The organism is Mesorhizobium sp. B2-7-3, from assembly GCF_006440715.1.
In the GTDB taxonomy this organism is placed as follows: Bacteria; Pseudomonadota; Alphaproteobacteria; order Rhizobiales; family Rhizobiaceae; genus Mesorhizobium; species Mesorhizobium australicum.
Genome location: NZ_VFTY01000015.1, coordinates 15,109 through 39,404, shown reverse-complemented (window position 1 = coordinate 39,404; position 24,296 = coordinate 15,109). Strand labels below are relative to the sequence as shown.

Below are 24,296 nucleotides of genomic sequence, written 5' to 3'. Positions count from 1 at the left end.
CTATCCTGCTTTCCTGCTGAAGCGGGCTTCTGCGTAGTTGCCATTCTCTCCCTGCGTGGAACGCTGCGTATAACGAATGTCTTCGAGAAGCTTGCGGTTGGCGGCGATCACGTCGGCCAGAAAGGCGACGAGAAGGGACTGGAAACCCATCGTCATCAGCACGCCCGCCAGGACCACCGACTGAATATGGCCGCTAACCCCTTCGGTCAAATAGAAATAAAGGAAGCGCAGGCCGAGCAAAAAACCAAGGCTGAAGAGGATAGCCGCGATCCAGCCGAAAAACCGAGCCGGCTGGTAAATGACGAAGATACGTATGATCGTGAAGATGGAGCGCTTCAGATAGGAAGGAATGCTCTTCACCAACCTTGACGGCCGCAAATCACCATTGACTCGGATCGGAACCGAGACCACGCGCATGTTCTTGCGCCCGGCCTGGATGATGGTTTCCAGCGTATAGGTATAGTTGTTGAACACGATCAGGCGCTGGGCCGCGTTTTTCGAGATCGCGCGAAAGCCGCTCGGGGCATCCCGCACATCAGTGCCGCTGGTCACCCGCACGACCCAGCTGCCCAACTTCTGCAGAAGCTTCTTCACCGGGGAGAAGTGCTCTATCTCCGATATCGGCCGCGCGCCCACGACCATATCCGCACGCCCCTCCAGCACCGGCCTGGTGATCGCCGGAATGTCGGCGGCGCGATACTGGTTGTCCGCATCGGTGTTGACAATCACGTCGGCGCCGCGCGCGAGGCAAGCTTCGATGCCGGTCATGAAGGCATAGGCGAGACCGCGGTTGCTGGTATGACGCACAATGTGGTTTACGCCGTTTTCCTCGGCGACCCTCACCGTCTCGTCGCTGCTGCCGTCATCGATGACCAGCCATTCGACGCTGTCAAACCCGGTGACGGTCCGCGGCAGATCACTCAGCGCTGTCGCAAGCGTCTCGGCTTCGTTATAGCAAGGAATCTGGATAATCAGCTTTGGCAGCGGCGTACTCTCGAATTGGATCCTGACACTCCGTGCGTCTACCACCATCGGGCGGAGGCGCAAATGATTTTCCTCGGGAAACCGTATTCCCATTTCGAACCACGGAACCTGCGAAATGTATATTAGCGTTGCTTCATAATGATCTGCCGCATGATCCTCCCTCGCAGCGTTGTCCTGCTATCGCCGCAAAAATGTCCGGCATTCTTTGCCTAATTCGCTTCCGGAGAGACGATTGAAAATAGGGATCGACGGCAGGAATCTCGGATCAGCCACCGATGGAATTGGCAGGTTCGTGCACAATTCGGTCAAAGCGCTGGTGGCGCTCGGCGCCGATGTGTTTGTCTATGCGCCGAGCAAGATCAATGCGAGTTATGATATTCCGCCTGGCGTTTCCGTCCAGGTCGCCAACTTCAATGGTCCCTACGCGAGGGTGTTCTGGGGACAGGCAGTCCTGCCCTCCTGGGCCTTGCGCGATCGGGTGGATGTCTTGTGGGGGCCGTCCCATCGCCTGCCCTTCATCCTGGACAGGCGCATCGGAAGGGTGGTCACGATTCATGACCTCGTCTGGCTGTACGCCGCACAGACCATGCGGACCCGGACCTGGCTGGGCGACCGCTTGATGATGAAGCCCGCGCTGAAAACCGCTGATGTCGTGGTCGCGGATTCGACAGCAACGGCCGCCGCCTTGACCGCCGAGTTTCCCTGGCTGAAATCGCCGATCAAGACGGTCGCACCCGGCACGACCGCGTTGCCGGCTCCGAGCGATTTTTCGAGTTTGGCGCCCCTCGGCATCACCAAGCCCTACGCGCTTTTCGTCGGCACGCTCGAGCCGCGAAAGAACCTCGGCAACCTGGTTAAGGCCTATGGCCTCCTGCCGCAGAGCGCCCGGTCGCGCTGCGACCTGGTTATCGTCGGCGGCACGGGCTGGAAGCAGACGAGCCTGGCCGGCGACGTGCGCGACAGCGCACTTGAGACGAATATCAAGTTTACCGGCTTCGTCGATGACGCGACGCTCGCCACGCTCTATGCGAATTGCCTCTTTCTGGCGATGCCATCGCTTTACGAGGGGTTTGGCTTTCCGATCGTCGAGGCACAGTCTTTCGGCAAACCGGTGCTGACGTCGAACACCTCGTCAATGCCTGAAGTGGCGGGAAGCAATGCCGTGCTCGTCGATCCGGAAGATCCGGCGGCAATCGCCGCTGCATTCAGTCGGCTCTGTACCGATGTGGAATTCCGGAACGGGATCGCTGCGGATGCGAAGAAAAATGCCGGGCGCTTCACCTGGGAGAACCACGCCAAGGGCATGCTGCAAATTTTTGAGCAGGCCATCGAGCAAAGACGGAAGACCCGCGTTTGAAAGTCCTGCACTTCTTCAAGACTTACTGGCCGGATACGTTTGGCGGCGTGGAGCGGACGATCCATGCCATCGCGCAAAGCACGGCGCGCCACGGCATCGAAACCGAAGTGCTTTCGTTGAGCCGAAGCCCTGGAGAGAACACACAGGCTTTCGGTGGGCATATGGCCCGCAAGGCCAAACTGGATTTCGAGCTGGCATCGACCGGTTTTTCACGCGAGGTCTTTTGGGAATTCAGAGCGCTCGCCAAAAATGCCGACCTGATACATTACCATTTTCCATGGCCGTTCATGGACATCGTGCATTTCCACGCCCGTCACGGCAAACCGACGGTCGTCACCTACCATTCCGATATCGTCAAACAGAAACTCATCCTACCTCTTTATCGACCGCTGATGCTGCGCTTCCTCAGGGATGTGGACGCTATCGTTGCGACGTCTCCGGACTATTTGAAATCGAGCCCCGTTCTCAGAGCCTTGGAGGGCAAATCAACGATCATTCCCATCGGCATAGATGAAATGGCTTATCCCACGCCGACCAAAGCCGACAACAGCTGGTGCCAAGCGGCTGTGGCGGAGCCTTTCGTGCTATTCGTCGGCGTCTTGCGCTATTACAAGGGGCTGGACGTGCTGATTGAGGCAGCCGACAGGATCAGGTGCAAGATCGTTATTGCCGGGTCGGGGCCTATCGAGGAGAGCCTCAAGCTTCAGGCCAAGACGTTGCGCCGCAACAATGTGATGTTTCTTGGCGAGGTCATGGAGCAGCATAAGATGGCGCTCCTGCGCAACTGCCTCGGCTTCGTTTTTCCGTCTAACCAGAGGTCGGAAGCCTACGGGCTTTCACTGGTGGAGGCTGCCATGTGCGGCAAACCGATGATTTCGTGCGAAATTGGAACGGGAACAAGTTATGTGAACAAAGCCGGCGAGACGGGGCTAGTCGTTCCGCCTTCAAATCCAGCACGCCTGGCCGAAGCCATCAACCAGATCGTCGATTCGCCCGTCGAAGCAGCGAATTGGGGGCAAGCTGCCCGTGATCGCTACATCAGGCTCTTTACAGCCGACAGGATGGGAAAGGCTTATGCCGATCTCTACCGCCAGCTCGATAGTGGCCGCCGCTGAAGCGGCTTTGCGCCGCGACAACCCTCCACCGGCCGCTGCTTGGTCATGCAGTTAGGGACCGTTGGAGCCCCCGCTTACGAGACGATGGACCACTTCTCGGGCCGACTTCTGCCAGTCCGGCGCCGTCCATCCGAATGCCGCGCCAAATTTCGCGCTCGATAGCCGCGAGTTGACAGGGCGGCGCGCCTTGGTTGGGTAGTCCATCGTCGTGATATCCCGTACCCGCGCCCAGGGACCACCAAACTTCAGGCTTGTGTCGAGGATATGACCGGCGAAGCCGCTCCAGTTGGTCTCGCCACTGCCGGCCAGATGACAGATGCCGAACCCGGCGAAGTCCTTGTTGCGGTGCAGCATGGTGGCCGCATGCAGGATCGCGTCGGCGACATCAAGCGCGGATGTGGGATTTCCCCATTGATCTGATACCACCGAAATCTCATCGCGGTCGGCGGCGAGCCGCAGCATGGTTTTCACGAAATTCTTGCCAAACGGACTGTAGACCCAGGCGGTGCGCAGGATCAGGTGGCGCGGATTGGCTGATGCCACCGCCTGCTCGCCGGCTAGCTTGGAGGCGCCGTAGACACCGAGCGGCGCGGTCGGGTCGCTTTCGATATAGGCATCGGCCTTGGTTCCATCGAAGACATAGTCGGTCGAAAGATGGATGACCGGCACGCCCAGCCTCGCCGCAGCCTCCGCCACCTTGCCGGCACCGGTCGCGTTCACCGCAAAGGCCAGATCGGGCTCGTCCTCGGCCTGGTCGACGGCGGTGTAGGCGGCAGCGGATACGACGATATCAGGCTTGGCACCCGCGATGGCGTCGATGATGGTGTCGGGCCATGCCAGGTCAAGCTCCGGGCGACCGATGGCGACGACCTCCACGCCCGCGCGCGCCTGGCCGGCCGCGAGCAGGCTTGCCGCGACCTGGCCGTCGCGTCCGGTGACAAGCAGCCTCACGCGCCCACCTTGCGGGCTTCGCCCAGTCTTTCGCCGGCATAGCGCTGTTCGCGGATCGGCCCCCACCACCATTCGTTGTCGAGGAACCAGTCCACGGTCCTGGCAAGGCCGCTGTCGAAATTCTCCCTGGGCGTCCAGCCGAGCTCGCGGCTTATCTTGGTGGCGTCGATGGCGTAGCGGCGGTCGTGGCCGGGACGGTCGGTGACGAAGGAGATCAGCTCGCGATAGCGCCTGCCGCCGGCGCGCGGACGCCTGGTGTCGAGCAGGTCGCAGATCGTCTCGACGACGGCAAGGTTGGTGCGTTCCGAATTGCCGCCGACATTGTAGCTCTCGCCCGGCTGCCCTTTCGTGGCGACGAGTTCCAGGGCGCGCGCGTGATCCTCGACGAACAGCCAGTCGCGCACATTGGCGCCGGCGCCATAGACCGGCAGCGGCTTTTCGTCGAGCGCGTTGAGGATGACGAGCGGGATCAGCTTCTCGGGAAAATGATAGGGGCCGTAATTGTTCGAACAGTTGGAAAGCACGACCGGCAGGCCGTAGGTCTCGTGCCAGGCGCGCACCAGATGGTCCGAGGCCGCCTTCGAGGCGGAATAGGGCGAGGACGGCGCGTAGGGCGTCTCCTCGACGAACATGCCGCTGTCGAAAGGCAGGTCGCCGAACACCTCGTCGGTGGAGACGTGATGGAAGCGGAAGCGGCTTTTCCTGTCGTCGGACAGGCCACGCCAGTATTCCAGCGCGGCGTTGAGGATCTTGTAGGTGCCGACGATGTTGGTCTCGATGAAGGCGCCCGGTCCGTCGATCGAGCGGTCGACATGGCTCTCGGCGGCCAGGTTCATGACGATGTCGATGTCGTGCCGGCGCAGAAGGTCGAGCACCGCCCTCTCGTCACAGATGTCGGCCTGGGCGAAGCTGTAATTATGGGCGTTCTCGATCGGCCGCAGCGAGGCCAGGTTGCCCGCATAGGTCAGCTTGTCGAGATTGGTCACCCGGTAGGCCGGGTTGGCGCACAAATGCCGGCACACCGCCGAGCCGATGAAGCCGGCACCGCCCGTCACCAGAAAATTCATACCGCAGTCCTCACGCAAACACCCATCAGGCGAATACCTCGGCGACGGCGAGCAGCGGCGCCTTGAGGTCCTTGTCCGAAAGCTGGAAGCCGCCGGCCAGCGACGGCCACTCGATATCGATGGCAGGATCGTCGAAACGGATCGACCGGTCGTGCTCGGGCGAATAGGTGTCGGTCACCTTGTACAGCACCTCGGTGTCGGGCACGAGCGTGACGAAGCCGTGCGCGAAGCCCCTGGGCACCAGGATCTGGTTGCCTTTTTGCGCCGACACTTCGAGGGGGACCCATTTTCCGAAGGTCTTCGAGGCGCGGCGGATGTCGACGGCGACATCGAGAATGCTGCCGCGGATCACCCGCAGCAGCTTGTCCTGGGCACGCGGCGCTAGCTGGTAATGGAGCCCGCGCAGCACGCCCGCGGCGGCGGAATAGGAGTGGTTGTCCTGCACGAAAACCAGGTCGATGCCGGCCTGCGAAAAACGCTCGGCATTGTAGGTTTCCATGAAGAAACCGCGCGCGTCCCCATGGCGTTTGGGAATGATTTCCAGCAGACCTTCGATGCCAAGGGATCTCACCTCGAGCATTTAGCCCTCCGACAGCTCGACGACACGTCGGCGTAGATAGGCGGCGTATTCGTTCCTTCCCAGGCGAGCTGCACGCTGCAACACCTCGTCAGCGCTCAGCCACCCTTGTTCGAAGGCGATTTCCTCCGGACAGGCAACCTTGATGCCTTGGCGGCGTTCGATTGTGCGCACGAACGAAGAAGCGTCATCCAGGCTGTCATGGGTGCCTGTGTCGAGCCAGGCATAACCGCGTCCCAGCCGATGCACCTGCAACTGGCCACGCTCGAGATAGGCATTGTTGACCGCCGTGATTTCGAGCTCGCCTCTCGCCGAGGGCCGGATCGTCGAGGCGATTTCAACAACATCGTTGTCGTAGAAATAGAGACCCGTGACGGCCCAGTTGGACTTCGGCTTTTGTGGCTTTTCCTCGATCGTCAGCGCGGTTCCGGTCGCCTTGTCGAAAGACACCACGCCATAGCGCTCGGGATCCTCGACATGATAGGCGAACACCGAAGCGCCGCTTTCACGCGATGCCGCCGTGCGGCAAAGCTTCGACAACCCATCGCCAAAATAAATGTTGTCGCCCAGGATCATCGATACGCTATCCGCACCAATGAAATCACGGCCGATGATGAAGGCTTCCGCCAGACCATTGGGATGCGGCTGCTCGGCATAGGTCAGCTCAAGCCCAAATTCCGATCCGTTGCCTAGCAGATCGCGGAAAACCGGCAGATCCCGTGGCGTGGAAATGACCAAAATCTCGCGGATTCCGGCGAGCATCAAAACGCTCAGCGGATAATAGATCATGGGCTTGTCGTATATTGGGAGTATTTGCTTAGAGACTGCCAAGGTCAACGGATAAAGACGCGTTCCGCTGCCTCCAGCAAGGATGATTCCTTTCAAGAAGCTCTCCTTGCCATGCCTAAGTCCCTCCCCTCAGGGCCTGTGCTTAGGTTTCATGCATTGGCTTGTCAATCGCGGCAAGCAACAAACGCATCGGCTGGGTTCGATACCGGTCTACCGGCGCCTCCCGCTTCGGCCGAACCCACCTGGTTCTACCTTGGCAAGGCCGATGCCTTGGCCGCGACAAGCAGATTGTCCTCGTCACGGCGGCTGGCCTTGCCCGGTTCTTCCCTCTGGTCGAGCCGATCGGCAAAACCGCGGTGAAAGACAATACCGTTCAAACAGGCAAACGTCATCGCAAGGGCGGCGGTTCGCAAGGGATAATCGACGAGGGAATGAACGAGCAGAAAAGCCAGCGACAGAAAAGCCGCCTTCTGCAACGGTTTTCCGCGAATTCTGGCTGACGATGCGGACAGCAGCACCGCATAGGCAACCATCAGCAGGATAGCCGGCAAACCGCCCTCCAACGCCAATTCCAGATAATCGTTGTGCGCGTGATTGACATAAGACTTGAAGATCATGCTGCCTTTTTCATGGATCTGGTAAACCTTCTGAAAAGCACCAAATCCGACACCGGTGGTCCAATTCTGTTCAATTCCCTCAATCGTGGTCCGTGCGAATTCGGCTCGTCCAAAGGCCGGGTCGACCACTTTGGCATCGATCTTTGCCCACGCGCCGATCGTGTAGATCGAAAGACCGATGAAAACCGCGAGGATGCCATAACCACCAACCCTCGAGCGCGCGGACAGGAAGACAACGGAGATGGCGGTGATCGCCAGCCCGATCAAAATGCCGGCCCGCGAACCGGCGGCCAGAAGCAGCAGCAGGAGGGTTACCAGACCGAGCGCTCCTGAAAGAAGGTGGCCGCGGAACAAGCCATAATAAACCACGAAGGGGATCGAGACGAAGAGCAAGGCCGAGAAGTGGTTCTGGTTGGCAAAGAGACCCGCATTGATGGTAAACGGCAGCAGTCCCTCAATGGCGACGGTATCGGAGAGCGAATACTGGATCGCCGCCGCCAGGCCATTGCAGATCACCCCCATGAAAAAGAACGGCAGAAGACCGTGGACCTGCTCAGCGCGCAGGCGCAGGACGGCGAGGAAGAACGCCGCGGCCGCGACAAAATAGAGCATGCACTCGATGGTGCGCCCCACTCCGACGCTGACGAAGCGCAACCGGCTTTCGCCATCCAGCCATGGATCCGCAAGCAGCACCGCGGGCCGTACCCCCTCGAGCAGGGTCGCGGGCAGCGGCACGACCTGAAAACAGAACACCGCAACCACAAGAGCAAGCAACCACAACACGGCGCGGGGAATTGCCTGTTCCGACGGCCTCGAGAGGATCGCCGCGGCGGAGATGACCGCCGCAATCTCGATCAGCGTCTCGGTGTACAGACCGCTCGCGGTGCCGCCACCAATCAGCATCGATAGAAAGAGCACCGAGCCAAGCAGATATTTATCCCACTGCGTGGGCTGTCGCGACCGTTCTCTCACGACGATACTCTTTCGATGCTCAATTTGTGCATGACCAACGTCCCGACATACCGAAACCGCCAACTCTGTGCGATCGCGGCCGTTTCCAGTCTCAGCAACTGCATCGGGCACGCCGCCGGCCCAACCGTGAAGTCCAGGCTCAGGCTTCGCCTGTTGAAGGTGCCTTCCGGTATGTTGAAGCGCGCGATCTCATGTGAGGGAGCGACGCATCTGAGAGACCAGAACAATTCCTTCGGCAGTTTGAGATTCGTGGCCGAAGCGTTCAGGGAAATCCTGTAGGAGCCAGGAGGAAGTTCGATAAATTGCTGAAGCGCCGCGTTCTTGACGGGCGTGTTCAGAAATCGAATCGTCGCTCCGCTGTCGCTTTCACCTGCATCTCGCGATCCGGCGAAGGTGATCTCCATACCCGACCGGTCGTGTATCACCCAGTCGAATGGTTTGCCGCTGTGGACCGGTTCGAAGCCGCCGTTGAAAATGTAGCCGCCCAGTTTCCGTTCCTCGTCGGACAGGCTGAAGAGAAAGAGCCGATAGGCCGATTCATATCGCCTTTGCTTGATGTAGCCATCGATCACGGCCGACAATTCGTTGGACGTTGGAGACGTCGGGGACCCCACGAGATCGAGCAGCAGTTGGTTTGCGGCTGCCAAACCCCGGGGGTTCTGGCCAAGGGTCGAAAAAAGCTTGCTCCGCCATGGCGCCTCCGCCCGGATGGCGGCGAGCACGGCCCCGTACCCGTCGGGATTGGCGAGAATGGCGGGCCAACCGGCGGCCACGGTTGAAAATTGATCAGGCCACCGACGCAGCAAGATATCGATCTCGGCTACAGCCCTTACCAGGTTGCCCGTCGCGACGGAGCGATCGATGGATCTCTGCAATGCGTGTATTTCGGTCTTGGACAGCATTCGAGCTCGATCAAAGAGTTCGAACGCCTGGTCCTTCTCGCCCTGGCGATACTTGATCTCACCAATCAGGCTATAGAGGCGTGCATCCGCGACGTTGAAGCGAAGCGCATTCCGGGCCTTTGCGGCCAACCCATCGAGATCGGCACCGTCGTTCGTCTGGTTCAGTTCGCCGGCGATCTCGCCTATCAAAGCATCTACGTTCAACGGATCCAGCGCGAGAGAGACGCTTGGCGTTCCCGTCTCAAGAAGACGACTTAGCCCGGTCGACGAAGCCATCAACACCAGAACGGAGGCGACGAACCAAACGCCTGAACGCAGGAGACTTTGCATGCGCGGGCTGGCCTGCTCCACCATCGACTTTGCCCTCGATTTTCGGGATATTCGTGCCGTATTCGTAATACTGGGAATTCATGTATTTGTAGGCGTAGTTGTAGTCGAACTTGTTCACCTGGAATTTCGACATCGCTGCCCCGATGACATTCGCTCCGGCTGCTCGTAGACGCTTCAGAGCCGTTTTGGCGGATTTGCGGGTTACCTGGTTGGTGGAAATCACCATCAGCGTGCCTTCGGCAAGCCGGCCGAGGATCGGCGCATCCGAAAGGCCAACGACGGGCGGCGCATCGATGATGACCAGATCGAAGCGCTTGCCGAGATTGGTGATGATCAGCGCCATTTTGGGCGAAGAGAGCAGGTCCGCCGGGTTCGGCGGTATCGTCCCCGATGTCAGAACAGTCACATTGGGATATTTCGTCGCTCTGAAGATACCGGCCAGATCTTCCTTGCGAACGGTGTTTGTCAGGAGATTGCTCAAGCCGATCGCGTTGTCGAGGCCGAACAGCCGATGCAGATTGGGTTTGCGCAAATCACCGTCGACAAGCAGAACCTTTGCGCCGAGAGCGGCAAAATCCTGGCCAAGCTTGAACGATGTGGTCGATTTACCCTCCGACGGTTCGGAGCTGGTCACCAGCAGCGAACGCGGCGCCCCTTCCGCTCCTGAGAATTGCAGCGACGTCCGCAACGAACGATAGGCCTCCGAAAGCCCCGACTTCTGATCGGCTATGCTGGCTATGAGTTCCCGGTCGTCGACGAGCGGCAAGATGCCGAGCATGGCCAATCCGAGCTCTTTTTCGATCTGCTCCGGATTTGTGAAGGTGTTGTTGAGCAATTCGACGATGTAGATGATCGACGCACTCAAGGCCATGAACAGCGCCAGGGCTATTGCAAGATTGATGCTAAGGCGAGGAGAATAAGGGCTCAAGGGCCGGGTCGCGAAATCGACAACGGCAGCGCTTTGCGTCTTCAGCTCAGAACTCACGCCGACTTCGTTCAGCTTGGCGATCAGGCCGTCATACTGCGACCGGTTGGAATCGACCTCGCGCTTGAGGATGGTGTATTTGATGTTCTTGTCGTTGAAGACGATCTGCTGCTTTTCCAGCTCCGTGAGCTTGGCCTTGAGGTCGGCTTCCTTGTTCTGCGCTTCCTGAAATTTCAACCGTAGCGAGTCCGTTATCGCCAGCACGCCATTTTTGTAGAGCCGCTGCAGTTCCTTGATCTGCGACTGCAACTGCTGCATTTCTGGAAAGCCAGGTTTCAGGATGCCTAATTTCTGCTGGTATTGGCTTGTGAGGTCCGCGAGCTTTTCACTGAGCTTCTGCAGGCCTTCGCTCTCCAGAACCGGACCGAGACTGGCGCCACGCCCCTTGTCCACCTGATCCACCATCCGCCCGGCATCGAGACGCTCCTGGATTGCGGTCGCGAGTGCCGTGTTGAGGGCCTCGATGTTTGACCCGATCAGCGATTTGTCGCCGGTGACGGTAATGCCGGCATCCTTGGCATAGGCGACCAGTTCCTCCTCGGACTTCTGCAGCTTCTGTTTGACCTGCAGGACCTGCTCCTGAATGAACTGCCTTGCCAGATCCGACGTCTCGCTGGTCTGGTCGAGACGTTGATCGATGAAGCTCTGGGCGACCTGATTGGCGACATCGCTCGCATATTTCGGCTTCTGGTCGACGAAGGTGATCGACAACAGGCTGGTGTTCGTCACCAGATTGACCGTGAGGTCATCGAGGACGCGCTTGATCGCCATGCCTTCCCGCTCTTCGGGCGTCTTTTCCTGGATCGAGGGCGATTTGGAAATTCCGAAGGCGCGGTAGAAGATGTTGCCGATTGAAAAACTCGGAGTCGGAAACAGGAAGTCCGGCTTTTCGGCTAGGCCCAGTTGAAAGACCACGCGCTGCGCCAAGGCCCTGCTCTTCAATTTCTCCCGGGCGGTCAGAAACGCCCGGACGTCACTGTTTTCGGAAACCACCTCAATGTCCTGGAAGACCTTTGCCGAAGGGACCAGAACCTCCAGCTGCGTCGTCGCTTGATATTTGGGTGTCTGCATCATCGTCACAATGACACCGGCGACGAGGCCCGCCACGGCCATCATGACGATCAGCCAGCGATACTGGATGACATAGAACAGCAAACGGAGCGGATTGAAGCCCTCGTCCTGGGCGGCATAGTCACGACCATACGGGCTATAATTCTGCGCCCCATCGTAATAAAGATCCGCGGACAGGGCATGGCCATATCCGGGGCCGGCAATTTGGGGCTGCCTGTTGCGATCGAGCATGGCGCAAAGTCATCCTGGTTTGTCCGTGGCCGGCCGTGCCTGTCTTATGGAATGACCGCAATGCGGGCCGCGCTCGAGGCGAGACCCAACGCGTCCTTGAGATTGTTCATCGCGATTTTCGACTTCGAAGCGAAAACGACGATCACGTCGCCGCCGTAGATGCGCGGGTTGCGATTCTTGCCTGCGCGAATTTCCTCGACATTGTAGTTGGCGACCAGCCTGCTCTGGCCAAAATTGCGATAGACGAAGACCTTGCCGGCGTCGCCGACAGCATTGAATCCTCCGGCGAGTGCGATCGCATCCAGCAGGGAAGCGCTGCTGGACACCGGATAGATGCCTGCCCTGTTGACTTCGCCGTCGACCGTAATGCGCTGGCCTACCGATTCCTTCACGAAAATCGTCACGTCGGGCGATTGCAGATATTTTGCGCCGTACGCGGTCTCGATTTCCTTCTCGAGCTGACGAACGGTCTTGCCGGCCGCGGTCATCGCGCCAATGAGCGGAAGGGAAATCTGGCCGCTGGCATCGACCTGAACGGTCCTGTTCAAATTATCGACCTGGAAGACGCTGACTTCGAGCACGTCGTTGGCTGACAGCGGCTGCTCGCTGCCATTTTGCGTGTTTTGCGGCGCTGGCAGGTCTTTCACCACCTGCAGCGCACCACCGCCGGCAAGGGCCGTCGAAGACGATGTCGGTTGCAACGCTTCGACGGAGGCCGTCGATGATGTTGAAGAAGAGCTCGCGCAAGCAGAGAGTGCAAGCAACGCGGCCAGCGTCGGCATACCTGCATTGTTTCTGGCACGATCGAAAATGTTCATCCCAGAGACCCGCTCTTGAACAGCCGACCCAATCCGCCGAAACGGCTCGCGCTGCCGGCATACAATTTCTTGGTGCTCACTTTTCCAATGGGCGCGAGCAGCTGATTCTGCAATATCGCGCCCGGGCGTTTCACCGCCATATTGTAGGCTTCATCTTCGCCGCACCGATTTGCGATGGCGACCACCGCCTGGGAAAGCCCCGGCCGACGCCTCGACGGGCCGTGCGCATCGGATGCGATGATGTCCACCCTGCCTTCGTCGAGCAGCTTTTCCGAGTAGTAGAGAGCGGTCCGGCCAAAGGCTCCTACGACCGAATCCGCCGTGAGCTGGATAAGGCAGCCCAATGCGTTCAATCGCTCGACTACGTCATAGTTCGATTTGATCCAGGTCAACCGTTCAGGATGGGTCAGGATCGGAATATAGCCCGCGCCAACGAGGCGGGAAGCGAGATCCTCGAGCCGCGGCGGCAAGACATGATGCGGTGGCTCAAAGAGGAAATAGCGCGATCCGTTCAACGTCGGCACTTTGCCGAGCTTCAGCCGGTCGGGAAGATCAGGCGAAACATGAACGTCGGCGCCGACGTAGAGGACAAGCGGGATGCTGGCGCAAGCAAGTTCCCTGACCAGCGCCTCGACTGCCTGGGCAATATTTGTCGTGCCGTTCTCATAGACGCCGGGCATGACGTGCGGGGTGCACACCATATGCGTTGTCCCATCAGCCGCTGCCAGCCGCGCCATTTCGAGCGATTCAGCCAGACTGGAAGAGCCATCGTCGAGACCAGGCAGAATATGGGAATGCAGGTCAATCATTGGCGTTTCTGTCTGCATGGAGGCAAAGCGACGCCGCTGCCTCGACAAAATACAAACGCATCACCCGCATGGCGGCGAATGACGCATTTCACAAGCTTACGCAGAACAGGAACGCTGGGGACCGACTAGCGGCTGACGGCGTCATCGTCATCCTGCAGGCCGAGAAGAAGGGCCGCGCCACCGCCAATCGCACCGGCACCGAGGAGAACCGGCAAAACGCCGGGCTCGGAACCGGCCGGCACGACAGCGGCTTGCGGTGCATCGAACGACACGCACATACCGCCCTCGACAGGGTCGATCTGGACGGTCACATTCGCCGGAACGTTGAACGCGCAATTGGTGCCCACAACCAGGGAAGCCGAAGCTTGCGCCCCCGTCATGATGCGTGCGCCCGAATAGACCGGCGCCTCGCCATTCACACCGGTATAACCGCCAGCCTGTGACATCCGCACGTCACCCTGGACGTTGGTCAACTGGCCGACCACACTTCCCGAAACCGGTATGGCCGCAAGGCAGGAACACTGCGCTGCCTGTGCGAAAGCCGCGGACCCGGCAAACAAAACATTTCCCGCTGCGAGCGCTACAAAAGCAATAACAACTCCAACTCGACCCGTCATTTCCGCCCCATCGAAACCAGCTATTCCCCGCCAGGATCGCCCACACTATTTCAACAACTACTAATGCAATATAGTTAACGAACCCATCTAAAGACACTATCGGCGCGCCGCGGCCAATCACGGCAATGGGCCACAGCCTTCAACGGCTGACAGCGCTGTCGTCGTCCTGCGTAGCCGCAAGCACTCCGGTCGCAAGAAGCGCACCAGAAAAAATTCCCTCGGGCGGACCGAAACCGCCGACCGCTCCGCCAGACTGCTGGATGGCGGCGGTCTGCTCGGAGCCAACCAGCTTGAGGCAGATGTTGCCCTCGACGCGAGAGACATCCAGGCTCGAACTCGCCGGCACATCCAGGTTGCAGCCGCCAACGGCCACGGACGCCGACCCCTTGGCGCCGACCACCACACGACTGCCGGAATCAAGCATATTTCCTGCCTTGGCCGGGCCGTAGCCGGCGGCCTGCGACACCATCACATCGCCATTGACGAAAACAATGGATCCAACCGGATTTGACGCACCATGATAGGCAGTCGCGCAACTGCAAGATGCTTTCTGAGCAAATGCGGAAGCGGAACCGAAACCGACGGAAACAACAAATCCAACCACCACGGTTCTGACGATGAGATTCATTCGTTTTGCCCTTCTCTCGAAGCCGCTCCTTGGAACTTGCAAATCAAAAGTTTATGACATCAGCGCGTAACAGTTTTTTGCCACAATTCCAACCTGTTTCGCGCCGGCGCTAGAATTTTGACTTGCCTCGTGCCTTTGGGAGCTCACCATTTTAGCAATAACGCATGAAAAGTTCTGATTATCGCCGGCGAATTTCAGATTACCCGAAAAACAATTGAGATATCCTTTGCCCCGTGACTGCGCGCGAGCGCTCCTGATCAGACTTGGCGAACGGGAAGGTGGTTCACCATCACCGATGCAGCCACGGCAGCTTGCGCCTGGTCGGACAATCGTGGACTGGCAGCGGCTCATGAAGCCCCGGCGATCGGCCGCTAAGACGGAAATAGATCCGGTGTCGGCGCCGGCTCACGGCCGAGAAGCGGAAGGCGATGGCCGCTCATCACGTGGCGGCAGCCGTAAGCTTCTCTATCTGATGCATGTAGCTCTCGACGACGATCGTTTCCGAAAACTGCCGTTCAACCTTTTTCCGGCTCTCGTTCCCCATCGCGTCCCTGGAGTGGCCGTCCATCGTCACGAAATCGATCATCCGTGCCGACAGGTCGCTGGCATCCCTGACCTTGCAAAGGAAACCGTTGACGGCATGGTCCACCACCTCCTTGCAACCGGGCACGTCCGTGGCGATCAGAGGTTTGCCCATCGCGGCCGCCTCGAGCAGTGAGCGTGGGGTACCCTCCCTGTAGGAAGGCAGGACGACACAATCGGCAGCGTCCAGGAAAGGGCGAACGTCGTCGGTGGCACCGAGATACTCGACCAAACCCTCGTCGACCCATTGCTCGATTTCGGCGCGGCTGACCGCGGTTCGGTTCTCGACATCGAGAAAGCCAAGGAGTTGGAAGCGCACCGCAGGCGCTTGGCGACGGACGAGGCGGGCAGCCTCGATGAACTCACCGACACCCTTGTCCCATAGCAGCCTAGCCACCAGCAGAAATACGATGGCACCGGACGGCGCGCGCTGGCGCGGCGACGGCGAGAAGCGCGCGAGATCGACGCCTGAGCCGGGCAGCAGCGCGGTCCGTTCCTTGCGCACGATGCGCGCGCCGACGAACAGCATCCGGTCGTCGTCGTTCTGAAAGAAGACCACCTTCGAACGGGCCAGCGCCAGGCGATAAAGGGCTTTGGCGATTCCCTGGAGAAGGCCGCCCTGGAGGAAGACAGTGCCGAGCCCTGAAACATTGTTTATGACCGGAATGCCATTCAGGTTTGCAGCCATCGAGCCGAACACGTTGGGCTTGATGGTGAAGCCTACGAACGCCAGCGGCTTCTCGCGGCGCAGGATAAGCCAGTAGCGCCACAGAAGCGCAAGGTCGCGAACAGGCGAGGTGCCGGAATTGTCGATTTCGATGTCGACGTGGCGGCAACCCATCCCTGGGATCAAGGATGAATACTCGTCCCTCGGCGCGACGACGACGACATCATAGCCGCGCCGCCGCAACGCCTCGATCAGGCCCTTGCGGAAATTGACCACATTCCAGGACGTGTTGATCGAGATGACAATCTTCCTTCCCACCTCGGACCCCACTCCCCGCCCCTCCGGATGTCCTTCAGCTCATCGACGCGCGCGTCCGCCCGGTTCCAGTCCCAAAAGTCTCGAACAACCGCAAGATCACCTCATCATCGGCAACTGAAGAAATGCGCATGAAACATGCATCCCTTGCAAGCCGCAGGTCCTCGGGCCGGGCAATAAGCCCGGCAACCGCGCGAGCGATGTCTTGCGGGTCGTCTGGGTCAAAGTCGAACCCGGACCCCGGAGGGAGGTAATGCCTCGTGCCGCTGTCGCGCGACATCAATACGGCACATCCCGCCCAGGCGGCCTCGACGGGAGATACCGCGGCAGGTTCCGTACGCGAGGGCAATATCAAGAGATCATGGCTGGCATAGATCGAGATCATCCTGTCATGAGCTATGTTGTTTTGAAACCGAAGTCTGTCCGCCAGTCCAAGCGCTTGGGCCTCTTGCCGCAAGGCCTCACAAAAAGCCGCGTCGGAATGCGTCGCCTCCTCGCCGCACAACGTTATGGAGAATGGTGTGGACGCCGAGATCACCGCCAGTGCCCTCAGAAGCAAACTGTGCCCCTTTCGCTCCCGGTATTTTGCCACCATCAGGATTCGGGGCGGCGAATGCAACGGCCTGCCTCGCAGCGCTCCGATCCGGATCGGCTCGAAGGGATTTCCGAATGGCAGGGGCATGGCGCCTCCCGCACCGACGGAGCCAGGATTCGACGGGAGTCGTGACGTGAAGTGCGCAATCCCGAGTTGCCGAAAGACAGCTCTGCGGATCCATGTGCCGCTCCATGCCTGAGGCCTGACATTCTCCTGATCGTAGATAACCAGCTTGCGGCCTTGCAAAATCGCACACAACGCGGCGACCCTGCAGAACCATCGCGTCACGCCGCGCACGATCACCACATCGGGATTCTCGACCCGAAGATGTCTCCAGTAGGAAACAAGACCGGGAAAGGAAAAGGGCGAGTTTGGGATATCGCTCGGACCCATGTGCATAACTCTTCGTGACAGCGCCGATGGTGCCACTACATTGGGAGAAACAAGTGTGTAATTCTCCGTTGCCCCTGTTTCGACGACGTCGATTGCAACATGATGCCCGGCCGAGGTCAGTATGCGCACCCAAGGCACAACATTGGTGTGGTATCTTGGTAGGCAAAACAAGTATCTCAAACTGTCAGACCTGGGATATTTTCCGTGATTCGGATCTGCTTTTTCAGCAATAATTGCGAAACCACCATCATTGCCGTGTAGACCAGCGCCGATGCGATCAGACCGGCCCAGGCGATACCCGGAATTCCGATCCAGCCCGACAGGACGAACGAAAGCGGCAGGTAGACGATGAATGCCGACGCCATGATCTTGAGAAGCGGTTTTGTTCCGGCCAGAACCTGGATCAAAGGATTGAAATGCATTCCGGCCAGGCCGAGACACTCGGCCGCAAACAAGATAGCGAAAAGCAGCGAGGCATCGGCATAGGCCGAACCGGCGGCCAGAACCACGATGAATTTTTGCAGCACGACACCGCCCGCCGCCATGCCCGCGGCGACACATGCCGAGACCATCGTGATGCGGGCGTTCAGCCTGTTTAGGCGGGACGGAGATTCTTCGTTGGACAGTCTCGCGAGTTCGGGAAAGATCACCTGGTTCAAGGGCCCAGTCAGCCGGGACATCATCGTCGCCAGACGCGACGCCACGGAATAGGCGCCGGCGGCAACATCTCCTAAAAGACCGGCGACAAGGAACAAGGCTACATGTCGTCTAGCACTCACCAGGGTCGACAGCACACTGGTCCCGGTGGCCATGACAAGGAATGTCCAAAAGAAACGCCGCCTGGAACGGGAACGAAGCGGATTGAATAGTTTGATGTTCTCGCGTCGGGCATAGACAAGCAGCCGGACGAACAGCGCCAGATTGTAGAGCGCACCGATCGCCGCCAACACAGCCACATAGGCGATCAGAGGCGCTTCGATGGCCCAAAGGACGAGCGAGGCAACAACCACGGCAGCCCCCTGGGCGAGTTGATTGCCGGCAATGACGTCGTACCGCCCATTCAGGCGAAGCACGCCTTTGGGGGTGCCCGCGAGGCTGGCCAGCAAGGTGAGACTATAGATCAGCGCCAGAAGCCGATCCTGGTGGGATACGCCGATCGACTCCCCAAACAGCAGGACCCCACCAACCGCCACCGCAGTGGCGACAACGGCCGCCGAAACGTCGAGCGCGATCCCGCATGAAGCTGCCCGGCCAAGGCGCGAGCGGGACCTGGCGGACAGCCTGATGACAGGCTGCCAACTCTCAAACGTAGCGAGGCCGGAGATGAACGTGACATAGGCCTGGATTACGGCGAGGGTGCCAAAATCTCCGGGGCCGAGCGAGCGTGCATTGAGCGCCAACGCGATGACGGAACACAAAGCCGCCACTCCACTTGAGGATGTGGTCATGGTGACGTCCCGAGCGACCCTGCGCGCGCGTATCCATCCAGAAGGTTTGGCTATCGCCGTCATGTCCTCAGCCATGGTCCCGGCGCAGGCCCCGCACTCCCGCTTCCATCGCAGGCGCTTGCGGGAAGCACTTTCGATGGACATACACCAGCCCGAATATGAAAAGCGACACAAGGATGACCCGCTTGGCGGAGATGAACGCGCCGAGCAGTTCCTTGCGCTGGACGTAGAATGTGAGGTGGATGATCGCCACGATCAGACCAGACTTGAGCGTCGCGCTGCGCACGTTGCGGATTATTGCCTCGATGGCGACACAGACCAGGGAAAGAATAATGACGAGCAGCGGAAATCCGGCGTATCCGAAATTTGCATAGAACTCCGCCCAGATATTTGCCGCCACACCGCCACTGTAGCCCGGAAAAAGCAGCGGCTGGACCTGCTCGTTGTAAGTACAGCCATCCTTGCCGAAGACCGCATCCGAAAATGGAATGAAAGAAAGTGGCACCAACCAGAGATTGGAACAAGGCAAGGTGTAGTTATATTTTACGATAAGGTCCAAATGAGCCAATGTCACGAACTGCTCCAACCCGACAAGGGTGGAATCTGACAACTGGTCGAATTTTATTTTTTGGCCGACAAGCTCGAAATTCCCCGCCTTCACCGCGGAGTAGACCGACTTGTACACTGCCAGAAAAAATAATGCTGAAAGCCCGCCAATGACATACCGTTTTCTTATCATCATCAACGGAACATTCCTGTATCTTACATACAGTAAAGATAGGATACTTATCGCAACTGAGGATCTATGCCCAATATAGAGCGTTAAAATTAGTCCTAGCCAGCTCAGGGCCATAACAAGCTTGGATTTCCTCCATCCAGACAGAGCCCCAAAGACCACGCCGATGATACAAGCATTGTAAAATATATACTGAAACCGACCAGTTGACGATAAAACATCCGCCTTAGACGCGGAGAAAAGTGCCGGGTTCGCAATCGAAATTCCGCCGAAAATAATGATCATCGCGATTATTATCAACGACTCTCCTTGGCTATCTCCCTCAATTTCGAAACTCTGGCGTCTCGGAACGAAGCCAACCATCGCTGCGGCGATGCAAACCATGGAAACGGCGATGGCATACCCCGTGCCCAAATCATATGTAAAATCATACTTCCTTCCGCCAACGTCAACGTACTGAAAGCCGCCGGCAAGAAATGGAACAAAATAAAGTAGGCTCGATATAAGCAAAAGCATTTGCGGCGTAAGCGCAAAGGGTGAAACCAGGTAATCTCTTCTGACGTCCCGCGCCTTCACCCTATTGCCCAGCTCCCAATATCCTCACGCCCGGCGGCTCACAAATCCGGCTGGTGTCTGCGGCCCTCCGAATGCCATCCGAGTGCGGTACGGCGGGCGACATGTCGTGCGGAACGGGCCTGCCGACACCTAGACCTCGGCCATGATTACATGGGCCTGAATTTTGGCGGCGACTTCACCGCTGCCGTGTCGGTCTGCGATGGCGGATGCCGCGTAATCGGTTGCAGCTTCCAGTTTTCCAGCTTCCCTGGCCTCGATTTCGGTGCGAAGAACAGTGCCTTGACAGTAGGCAACGGCCGGAAGGCGTGGCGAGGATGCGCGGCTCTGTTCGGCTCTCGTCTCGATCACCACTCGAGAGAAGCCTGCATCCTCTAGGTCGCGACGGATCAGCACCTTGTCGTGATAGCCGTGCGGCGTGCGTGCCAGGAAGCGCGGGGGATCGTCGGGAAAGATCCGTGCCAGAGCGTTGGTCACGTCATCGGCGAACACATTCTCCTCGATGCGATCCCATACATTGAACAAAAACCGTCCGCCGGGCTTCAGGACCCGCCTGGCTTCGCGATAAGCAGACGTGCGGTTCGGAAAGAACATCGCACCGAACTGACAACAGACAAGATCGAAGGCCGCATCTTCAAATGGCAGCGCCATCGCATCCGCTTGGCGCCACTCGATGCGGCTATCAGGAGTTTGTCGCGAAGCAGCGTAGTCGAGCATCGGCTGGTTTAGGTCGGTCACGACATAGCTTGCGTCGGGCGACAGTCTTGGCGCCAATGCGCGGGTGACGACCCCGGTGCCCGCGGCGATTTCCAGGACCGCGCCGGGCGATAGGGCCGCTGCTCGCCGCGCGATATCCGCAGCGAACGGCTCAAAGATCAAAGGCACCATGTAGCGGTCGTAGTTTTCCGGAATTGAGCCCGCGAACAGCTTGTCGGTTTCCAACATGACAATCCCCACCGTCTGCCTGATGACTCGCAAGCTTAACATATAATTGTCTGTTCCTGGTCGTTTTCCGTGCGCTAGCCCTTGGCAGACAATCTCTCCCATAGCGCGCTGTATGCCCTTGCCATCCGCTCAACTGAAAAATCGGAAGCGACGCGGTTGCGGCATGCCTGCTGTCTTGTCTCCCAGGATGGCGAGTCACGGTTTTCCAGAGCCATGTTTGTAATGGCGCGAGAAAGCGCGTCGGGATCCCGGCTCGGAACAACACATCCGGTGTTGCCGACAATCATGCCGATATCGCCGACATCCGTCGCTACGCAAGGCGTACCGCACGCCATGGCTTCGGCGACGACGTTAGGGAATGCCTCGCGCCTCGAGGCAAGGACATGGATGTCGAACGCACTCATGAGAGCAGCGACACCGTCGCTCGGACCAAGCAGCATCACCTTGTCGCGAACGCCGTAACGGTCCAGCAGTCCGGCAAGGTCGGTATTTTCAGGAGAGATTCCGGGGCCGGCGAGAATACATTTGAAAGGGAACTCGGCGCGCGCGGACAGCTTGGCCAAGGCAGCGGCGAGATTCCTGTGATCCTTGTCGGGATGCCAGCGGGCGACGCTTCCGATGACGAATTGGCCTTCATCTATCGACCAGGCCCGACGCAGCCGACTGCGCGCCCTCTCATCCGGCTCGAAGACAGCCAGATCATAACCGTTCGGAATTATCGTCCAGTTCGAAGCCGAGTAACCCGCACTCATATGGCGCCGTGACGCCTGTTGCGAACAGCTCACGATCTGGGTCGGGACCACCCGGGATATCAGCGCGCAGGCCCGGTCCGCCATCCGCGTGGCCAAGGGGGCGACAAGCGGATCCAGACCGGAATTGTGCATTCCCCAAACCACCAGCCGGATACCCGCAAGCCGAGACAGGACGCCTCCAACCAGATTTGCGTGGTACATCCAGCACTGGACGATATCAGGCGGATGGGCTGACAAGACACGCCGAAATGCCGCGAGCCCGCCGAGGCTTAGCCTTCCCTTCGGCATCGACAGACAGGTCAGGGGCACCCCCGCCTCCCGAAGCAGCGGGCCATATTTTCCTTCGTCGGAAAGCGAGACCACTGCGTGCGAATGAGTGTGCTCGGCCATGCAGAGACGGAACAAAGCCGCCTCAGCACCGCCATTGTGCAGCCCGGTGATGACATGCAGGACCTTAATCCGGGAGCTCCTTTCGGGTGGCGCTCGCCAGGCCCATACCCATCGCGAGCAGATACGCGTCAGCCACTTTTTCGACACTGAAATCCTGGGCTCGACGTCTGACATCGGGTGGGCTGACGTCATCGAGGCCGGCCAATATCGCGGCCGCGAAGGCTTGCACGTCGCCCACCGCGACAAGCCGCCCCCACTTGCCGTCCTCCAGGATTTCCGCAGGGCCGCTTTCGCAATTTGTGCTCACCACCCTGGCTCCGCAGGCCATGGCTTCGATAATCGTATTGGGAAAGCCCTCCCTTCGCGACGAATGGAGAAACAGCGCGGCGCGGTGCATCCACGGATACGGATTTTTCGAAAAGCCGACCAGGGCGACCGAGGAACGCAACTCGAGTTCATCGATCATCGTCTGCAGCGACGCGCGCAGCGGCCCTTCCCCAACAATCGCCAGTTTGACGGGTCGTTTCCTTACGACCTGTGAAAAGCTGCTAATCAGAGTGGCATGGTCCTTTGCGAAATCAAGGCGACCGACGGCGACCAGCAGGGACCTGCCGTCCTCGTCCGCGAACGGATGATCGATGGGCGCGCTGGCCTGTGCCTGAATGTGTTCTATATCCAACGGGTTGTGGATCACTTCGACAGAATTCGGGTCGAGCCCGATGCGCCTGATCAGATCGTCCGCAACGCCATGTGAGACGGCTATTATCCTGTCAGCATAACCGTATGTCATTCGCATGAGGAACGGCAGAAATCTCTCACGGATCAGTTTCGTATCCGCAAGGGTCCTGGACAGGTTGCTTCTCTCGGATATGACCGTACGCACCCCTTGCCGTGACAGGAAGGACGACACTATTGCCAGGATGTTCGCGTGAGGCAGCGCCGCCAGCATCACCCGCGGCTGCTCCGCCTTGACGTAGCGAATAAGGCCGGACAGGGAAAACAGCATGCGAGACGCCTGCAGATCCACTATCCTTATCGTGTCGGGAACCAGGGGAAGATATTCACCTATCGCACATCCAAGTACGAGATCCGTCACCAGCCCACGCCGATCGAATTCCCGGGCCAGGGTAAGCATCGCGCGCTCGGTGCCACCTGCCCGCAGCGAGGGGATGAAGACGGCGATCCGGGCATCCGGACCGCCCGGCGACTTTCTATCTTTCCTCGTTCGCTTCATCCGGTTCGAAGCCCGGTCGCCGCCATACCGCCTCGTTCGGCTCTAGCTCTCCCGTTGGAAAGCAGGCGCAACCGGAAACGGGCCAGGACCGGCGGAGAATATCTTCGACGGATCACTGTTTTCGCCGAAAGACATAGGCATAGGTCTCCGCCGCATCCTTGCCGAGCAAGAGAGCGGCGATGCCAAGCCAGAGGCGCCAGGCTAGGAAAGCCGGCACGAAGGAATAGAAGTATGAACTTCTCCAGAACAGGCGCCGCTGGACAAGCTCCAGCCCATTTTGCGCCGCGATCCTTTCCACTTCGCTTGGCAGGCATTTGTCATAGAAAGCCGGAAATCCGTCATGACCCCTGCCTTTGTCGGGATAGATGGCAAACAGCAGCCGCCGCTTGATCCTCTCTGGCAAAATCAGGTTCAACCTGGCGAAAACGGCATTGCGTGACGGCGAGAAAATGGCAACCAAACCGCCCGGCTTGACGCAACTGGCGATGCCGCGAAGCGCGCCCTCTCCATCGCGAACATGTTCCAGCGTCGCCTGGCATATGACCAGATCAGCGTCCTGCCTTCCCTTGAACACGGTGAGGTCCGCCTCGATCTGCTCGTCATAGAGTCCATCGGGGGCCTTGGACAGTTCCTCGGCGGCGAGATCAAGCCCGACCACGACGAGCCCGAGGCACCGCTTCTGCGGCAGGCTGACGAGCGGTCTTGCGCCTCCACCCAGATCGTAGACCAATGTGTCCGGAGACAGCAGCGCCGGCGCGATTTCGGTCGCAAACGTGCTATTGCCGTCCGCGCGAAGGCGTGGCGGCAAGGCCCTGTCAAGATATTCAGAGACCGCCACGTTCGCGC

22 protein-coding genes are annotated in these 24,296 nt (G+C 59.2%); 2 read left to right on the top strand and 20 right to left on the bottom strand.

Annotation, left to right across the window (positions count from 1 at the left end; all coding sequences use genetic code 11):
• Positions 1 to 1,047, bottom strand: coding sequence for a glycosyltransferase family 2 protein (locus FJW04_RS26960; RefSeq protein ID WP_224598170.1), 1,047 nt, complete (start codon positions 1,045 to 1,047; stop codon positions 1 to 3).
• Between the two features lie 142 nt (positions 1,048 to 1,189).
• Here FJW04_RS26960 and FJW04_RS26955 point away from each other — a divergent pair, with 142 nt between their 5' ends.
• Together FJW04_RS26955 and FJW04_RS26950 are read left to right on the top strand one after the other, a co-directional pair.
• Positions 1,190 to 2,341 carry a glycosyltransferase family 1 protein gene (locus FJW04_RS26955; protein ID WP_348642002.1) on the top strand — a complete coding sequence of 384 codons (1,152 nt, stop codon included), beginning with the start codon at positions 1,190 to 1,192 and terminating at the stop codon, positions 2,339 to 2,341.
• Positions 2,338 to 3,456 (top strand): glycosyltransferase, encoded by a 1,119-nt coding sequence (locus tag FJW04_RS26950; RefSeq protein WP_140717774.1) that lies wholly within the window; start codon positions 2,338 to 2,340, stop codon positions 3,454 to 3,456. The genes FJW04_RS26955 and FJW04_RS26950 overlap by 4 nt, the downstream gene beginning before the upstream one ends.
• Before the next feature lie 51 nt (positions 3,457 to 3,507).
• On the opposite strand, the gene rfbD is transcribed toward FJW04_RS26950, so the two are convergent.
• The 19 genes from rfbD to FJW04_RS26855 all read right to left on the bottom strand — a co-directional run bounded on the left by rfbD (position 3,508) and on the right by FJW04_RS26855 (position 24,258).
• Positions 3,508 to 4,407 carry a dTDP-4-dehydrorhamnose reductase gene (gene rfbD, locus FJW04_RS26945; protein WP_140717772.1) on the bottom strand — a complete coding sequence of 300 codons (900 nt, stop codon included), beginning with the start codon at positions 4,405 to 4,407 and terminating at the stop codon, positions 3,508 to 3,510.
• A complete protein-coding gene (gene rfbB / locus FJW04_RS26940; RefSeq protein WP_140717770.1) occupies positions 4,404 to 5,474 on the bottom strand; it encodes a dTDP-glucose 4,6-dehydratase in 1,071 nt (356 codons plus the stop codon). Before rfbB ends, rfbD begins: the two co-directional genes overlap by 4 nt.
• 25 nt (positions 5,475 to 5,499) lie before the next feature.
• The gene (gene rfbC / locus FJW04_RS26935; RefSeq protein ID WP_015318724.1) at positions 5,500 to 6,054 is read right to left on the bottom strand and encodes a dTDP-4-dehydrorhamnose 3,5-epimerase; all 555 of its coding nucleotides are present in this window, start codon (positions 6,052 to 6,054) and stop codon (positions 5,500 to 5,502) included.
• Entirely contained in the window at positions 6,055 to 6,936 is an 882-nt protein-coding gene (rfbA, locus tag FJW04_RS26930) for a glucose-1-phosphate thymidylyltransferase RfbA (protein ID WP_015318725.1), read from the bottom strand.
• Between the two features lie 152 nt (positions 6,937 to 7,088).
• Positions 7,089 to 8,429 (bottom strand): O-antigen ligase family protein, encoded by a 1,341-nt coding sequence (locus FJW04_RS26925; protein ID WP_140717768.1) that lies wholly within the window; start codon positions 8,427 to 8,429, stop codon positions 7,089 to 7,091.
• Positions 8,426 to 9,685: a hypothetical protein gene (locus FJW04_RS26920; protein WP_246674029.1), complete on the bottom strand. Its 1,260-nt coding sequence runs from the start codon at positions 9,683 to 9,685 to the stop codon at positions 8,426 to 8,428. Before FJW04_RS26920 ends, FJW04_RS26925 begins: the two co-directional genes overlap by 4 nt.
• Positions 9,573 to 11,948 (bottom strand): polysaccharide biosynthesis tyrosine autokinase, encoded by a 2,376-nt coding sequence (locus tag FJW04_RS26915; protein WP_140717765.1) that lies wholly within the window; start codon positions 11,946 to 11,948, stop codon positions 9,573 to 9,575. The genes FJW04_RS26920 and FJW04_RS26915 overlap by 113 nt, the downstream gene beginning before the upstream one ends.
• A gap of 44 nt (positions 11,949 to 11,992) precedes the next feature.
• Entirely contained in the window at positions 11,993 to 12,766 is a 774-nt protein-coding gene (locus tag FJW04_RS26910; protein WP_140717763.1) for a polysaccharide biosynthesis/export family protein, read from the bottom strand.
• On the bottom strand, positions 12,763 to 13,575 hold the full coding sequence (locus FJW04_RS26905; RefSeq protein ID WP_015318730.1) for a CpsB/CapC family capsule biosynthesis tyrosine phosphatase: 813 nt from the start codon (positions 13,573 to 13,575) through the stop codon (positions 12,763 to 12,765). Before FJW04_RS26905 ends, FJW04_RS26910 begins: the two co-directional genes overlap by 4 nt.
• Before the next feature lie 125 nt (positions 13,576 to 13,700).
• On the bottom strand, positions 13,701 to 14,021 hold the full coding sequence (locus tag FJW04_RS26900) for a hypothetical protein (protein ID WP_157163667.1): 321 nt from the start codon (positions 14,019 to 14,021) through the stop codon (positions 13,701 to 13,703).
• 310 nt (positions 14,022 to 14,331) lie between these two features.
• Positions 14,332 to 14,820: a hypothetical protein gene (locus FJW04_RS26895; RefSeq protein WP_140717759.1), complete on the bottom strand. Its 489-nt coding sequence runs from the start codon at positions 14,818 to 14,820 to the stop codon at positions 14,332 to 14,334.
• Positions 14,821 to 15,259: 439 nt separating this feature from the next.
• Complete coding sequence (locus FJW04_RS26890; RefSeq protein WP_140717757.1) at positions 15,260 to 16,387, bottom strand: glycosyltransferase family 4 protein; 1,128 nt, start codon at positions 16,385 to 16,387, stop codon at positions 15,260 to 15,262.
• A gap of 34 nt (positions 16,388 to 16,421) precedes the next feature.
• Positions 16,422 to 17,372: a glycosyltransferase family 4 protein gene (locus FJW04_RS26885; protein WP_210241326.1), complete on the bottom strand. Its 951-nt coding sequence runs from the start codon at positions 17,370 to 17,372 to the stop codon at positions 16,422 to 16,424.
• 176 nt (positions 17,373 to 17,548) lie between these two features.
• On the bottom strand, positions 17,549 to 18,883 hold the full coding sequence (locus FJW04_RS26880; RefSeq protein WP_280739581.1) for a lipopolysaccharide biosynthesis protein: 1,335 nt from the start codon (positions 18,881 to 18,883) through the stop codon (positions 17,549 to 17,551).
• A 4-nt stretch (positions 18,884 to 18,887) separates the two neighbouring features.
• Entirely contained in the window at positions 18,888 to 20,132 is a 1,245-nt protein-coding gene (locus FJW04_RS26875; RefSeq protein ID WP_140717753.1) for a hypothetical protein, read from the bottom strand.
• Positions 20,133 to 20,261: 129 nt separating this feature from the next.
• A complete protein-coding gene (locus tag FJW04_RS26870) occupies positions 20,262 to 21,074 on the bottom strand; it encodes a class I SAM-dependent methyltransferase (RefSeq protein ID WP_041163501.1) in 813 nt (270 codons plus the stop codon).
• A gap of 74 nt (positions 21,075 to 21,148) precedes the next feature.
• Complete coding sequence (locus tag FJW04_RS26865) at positions 21,149 to 22,390, bottom strand: glycosyltransferase (RefSeq protein WP_140717751.1); 1,242 nt, start codon at positions 22,388 to 22,390, stop codon at positions 21,149 to 21,151.
• Positions 22,281 to 23,450: a glycosyltransferase gene (locus FJW04_RS26860; protein WP_140717749.1), complete on the bottom strand. Its 1,170-nt coding sequence runs from the start codon at positions 23,448 to 23,450 to the stop codon at positions 22,281 to 22,283. Before FJW04_RS26860 ends, FJW04_RS26865 begins: the two co-directional genes overlap by 110 nt.
• Before the next feature lie 112 nt (positions 23,451 to 23,562).
• Complete coding sequence (locus tag FJW04_RS26855; protein WP_181173065.1) at positions 23,563 to 24,258, bottom strand: methyltransferase domain-containing protein; 696 nt, start codon at positions 24,256 to 24,258, stop codon at positions 23,563 to 23,565.
• Positions 24,259 to 24,296 lie beyond the last annotated feature (38 nt).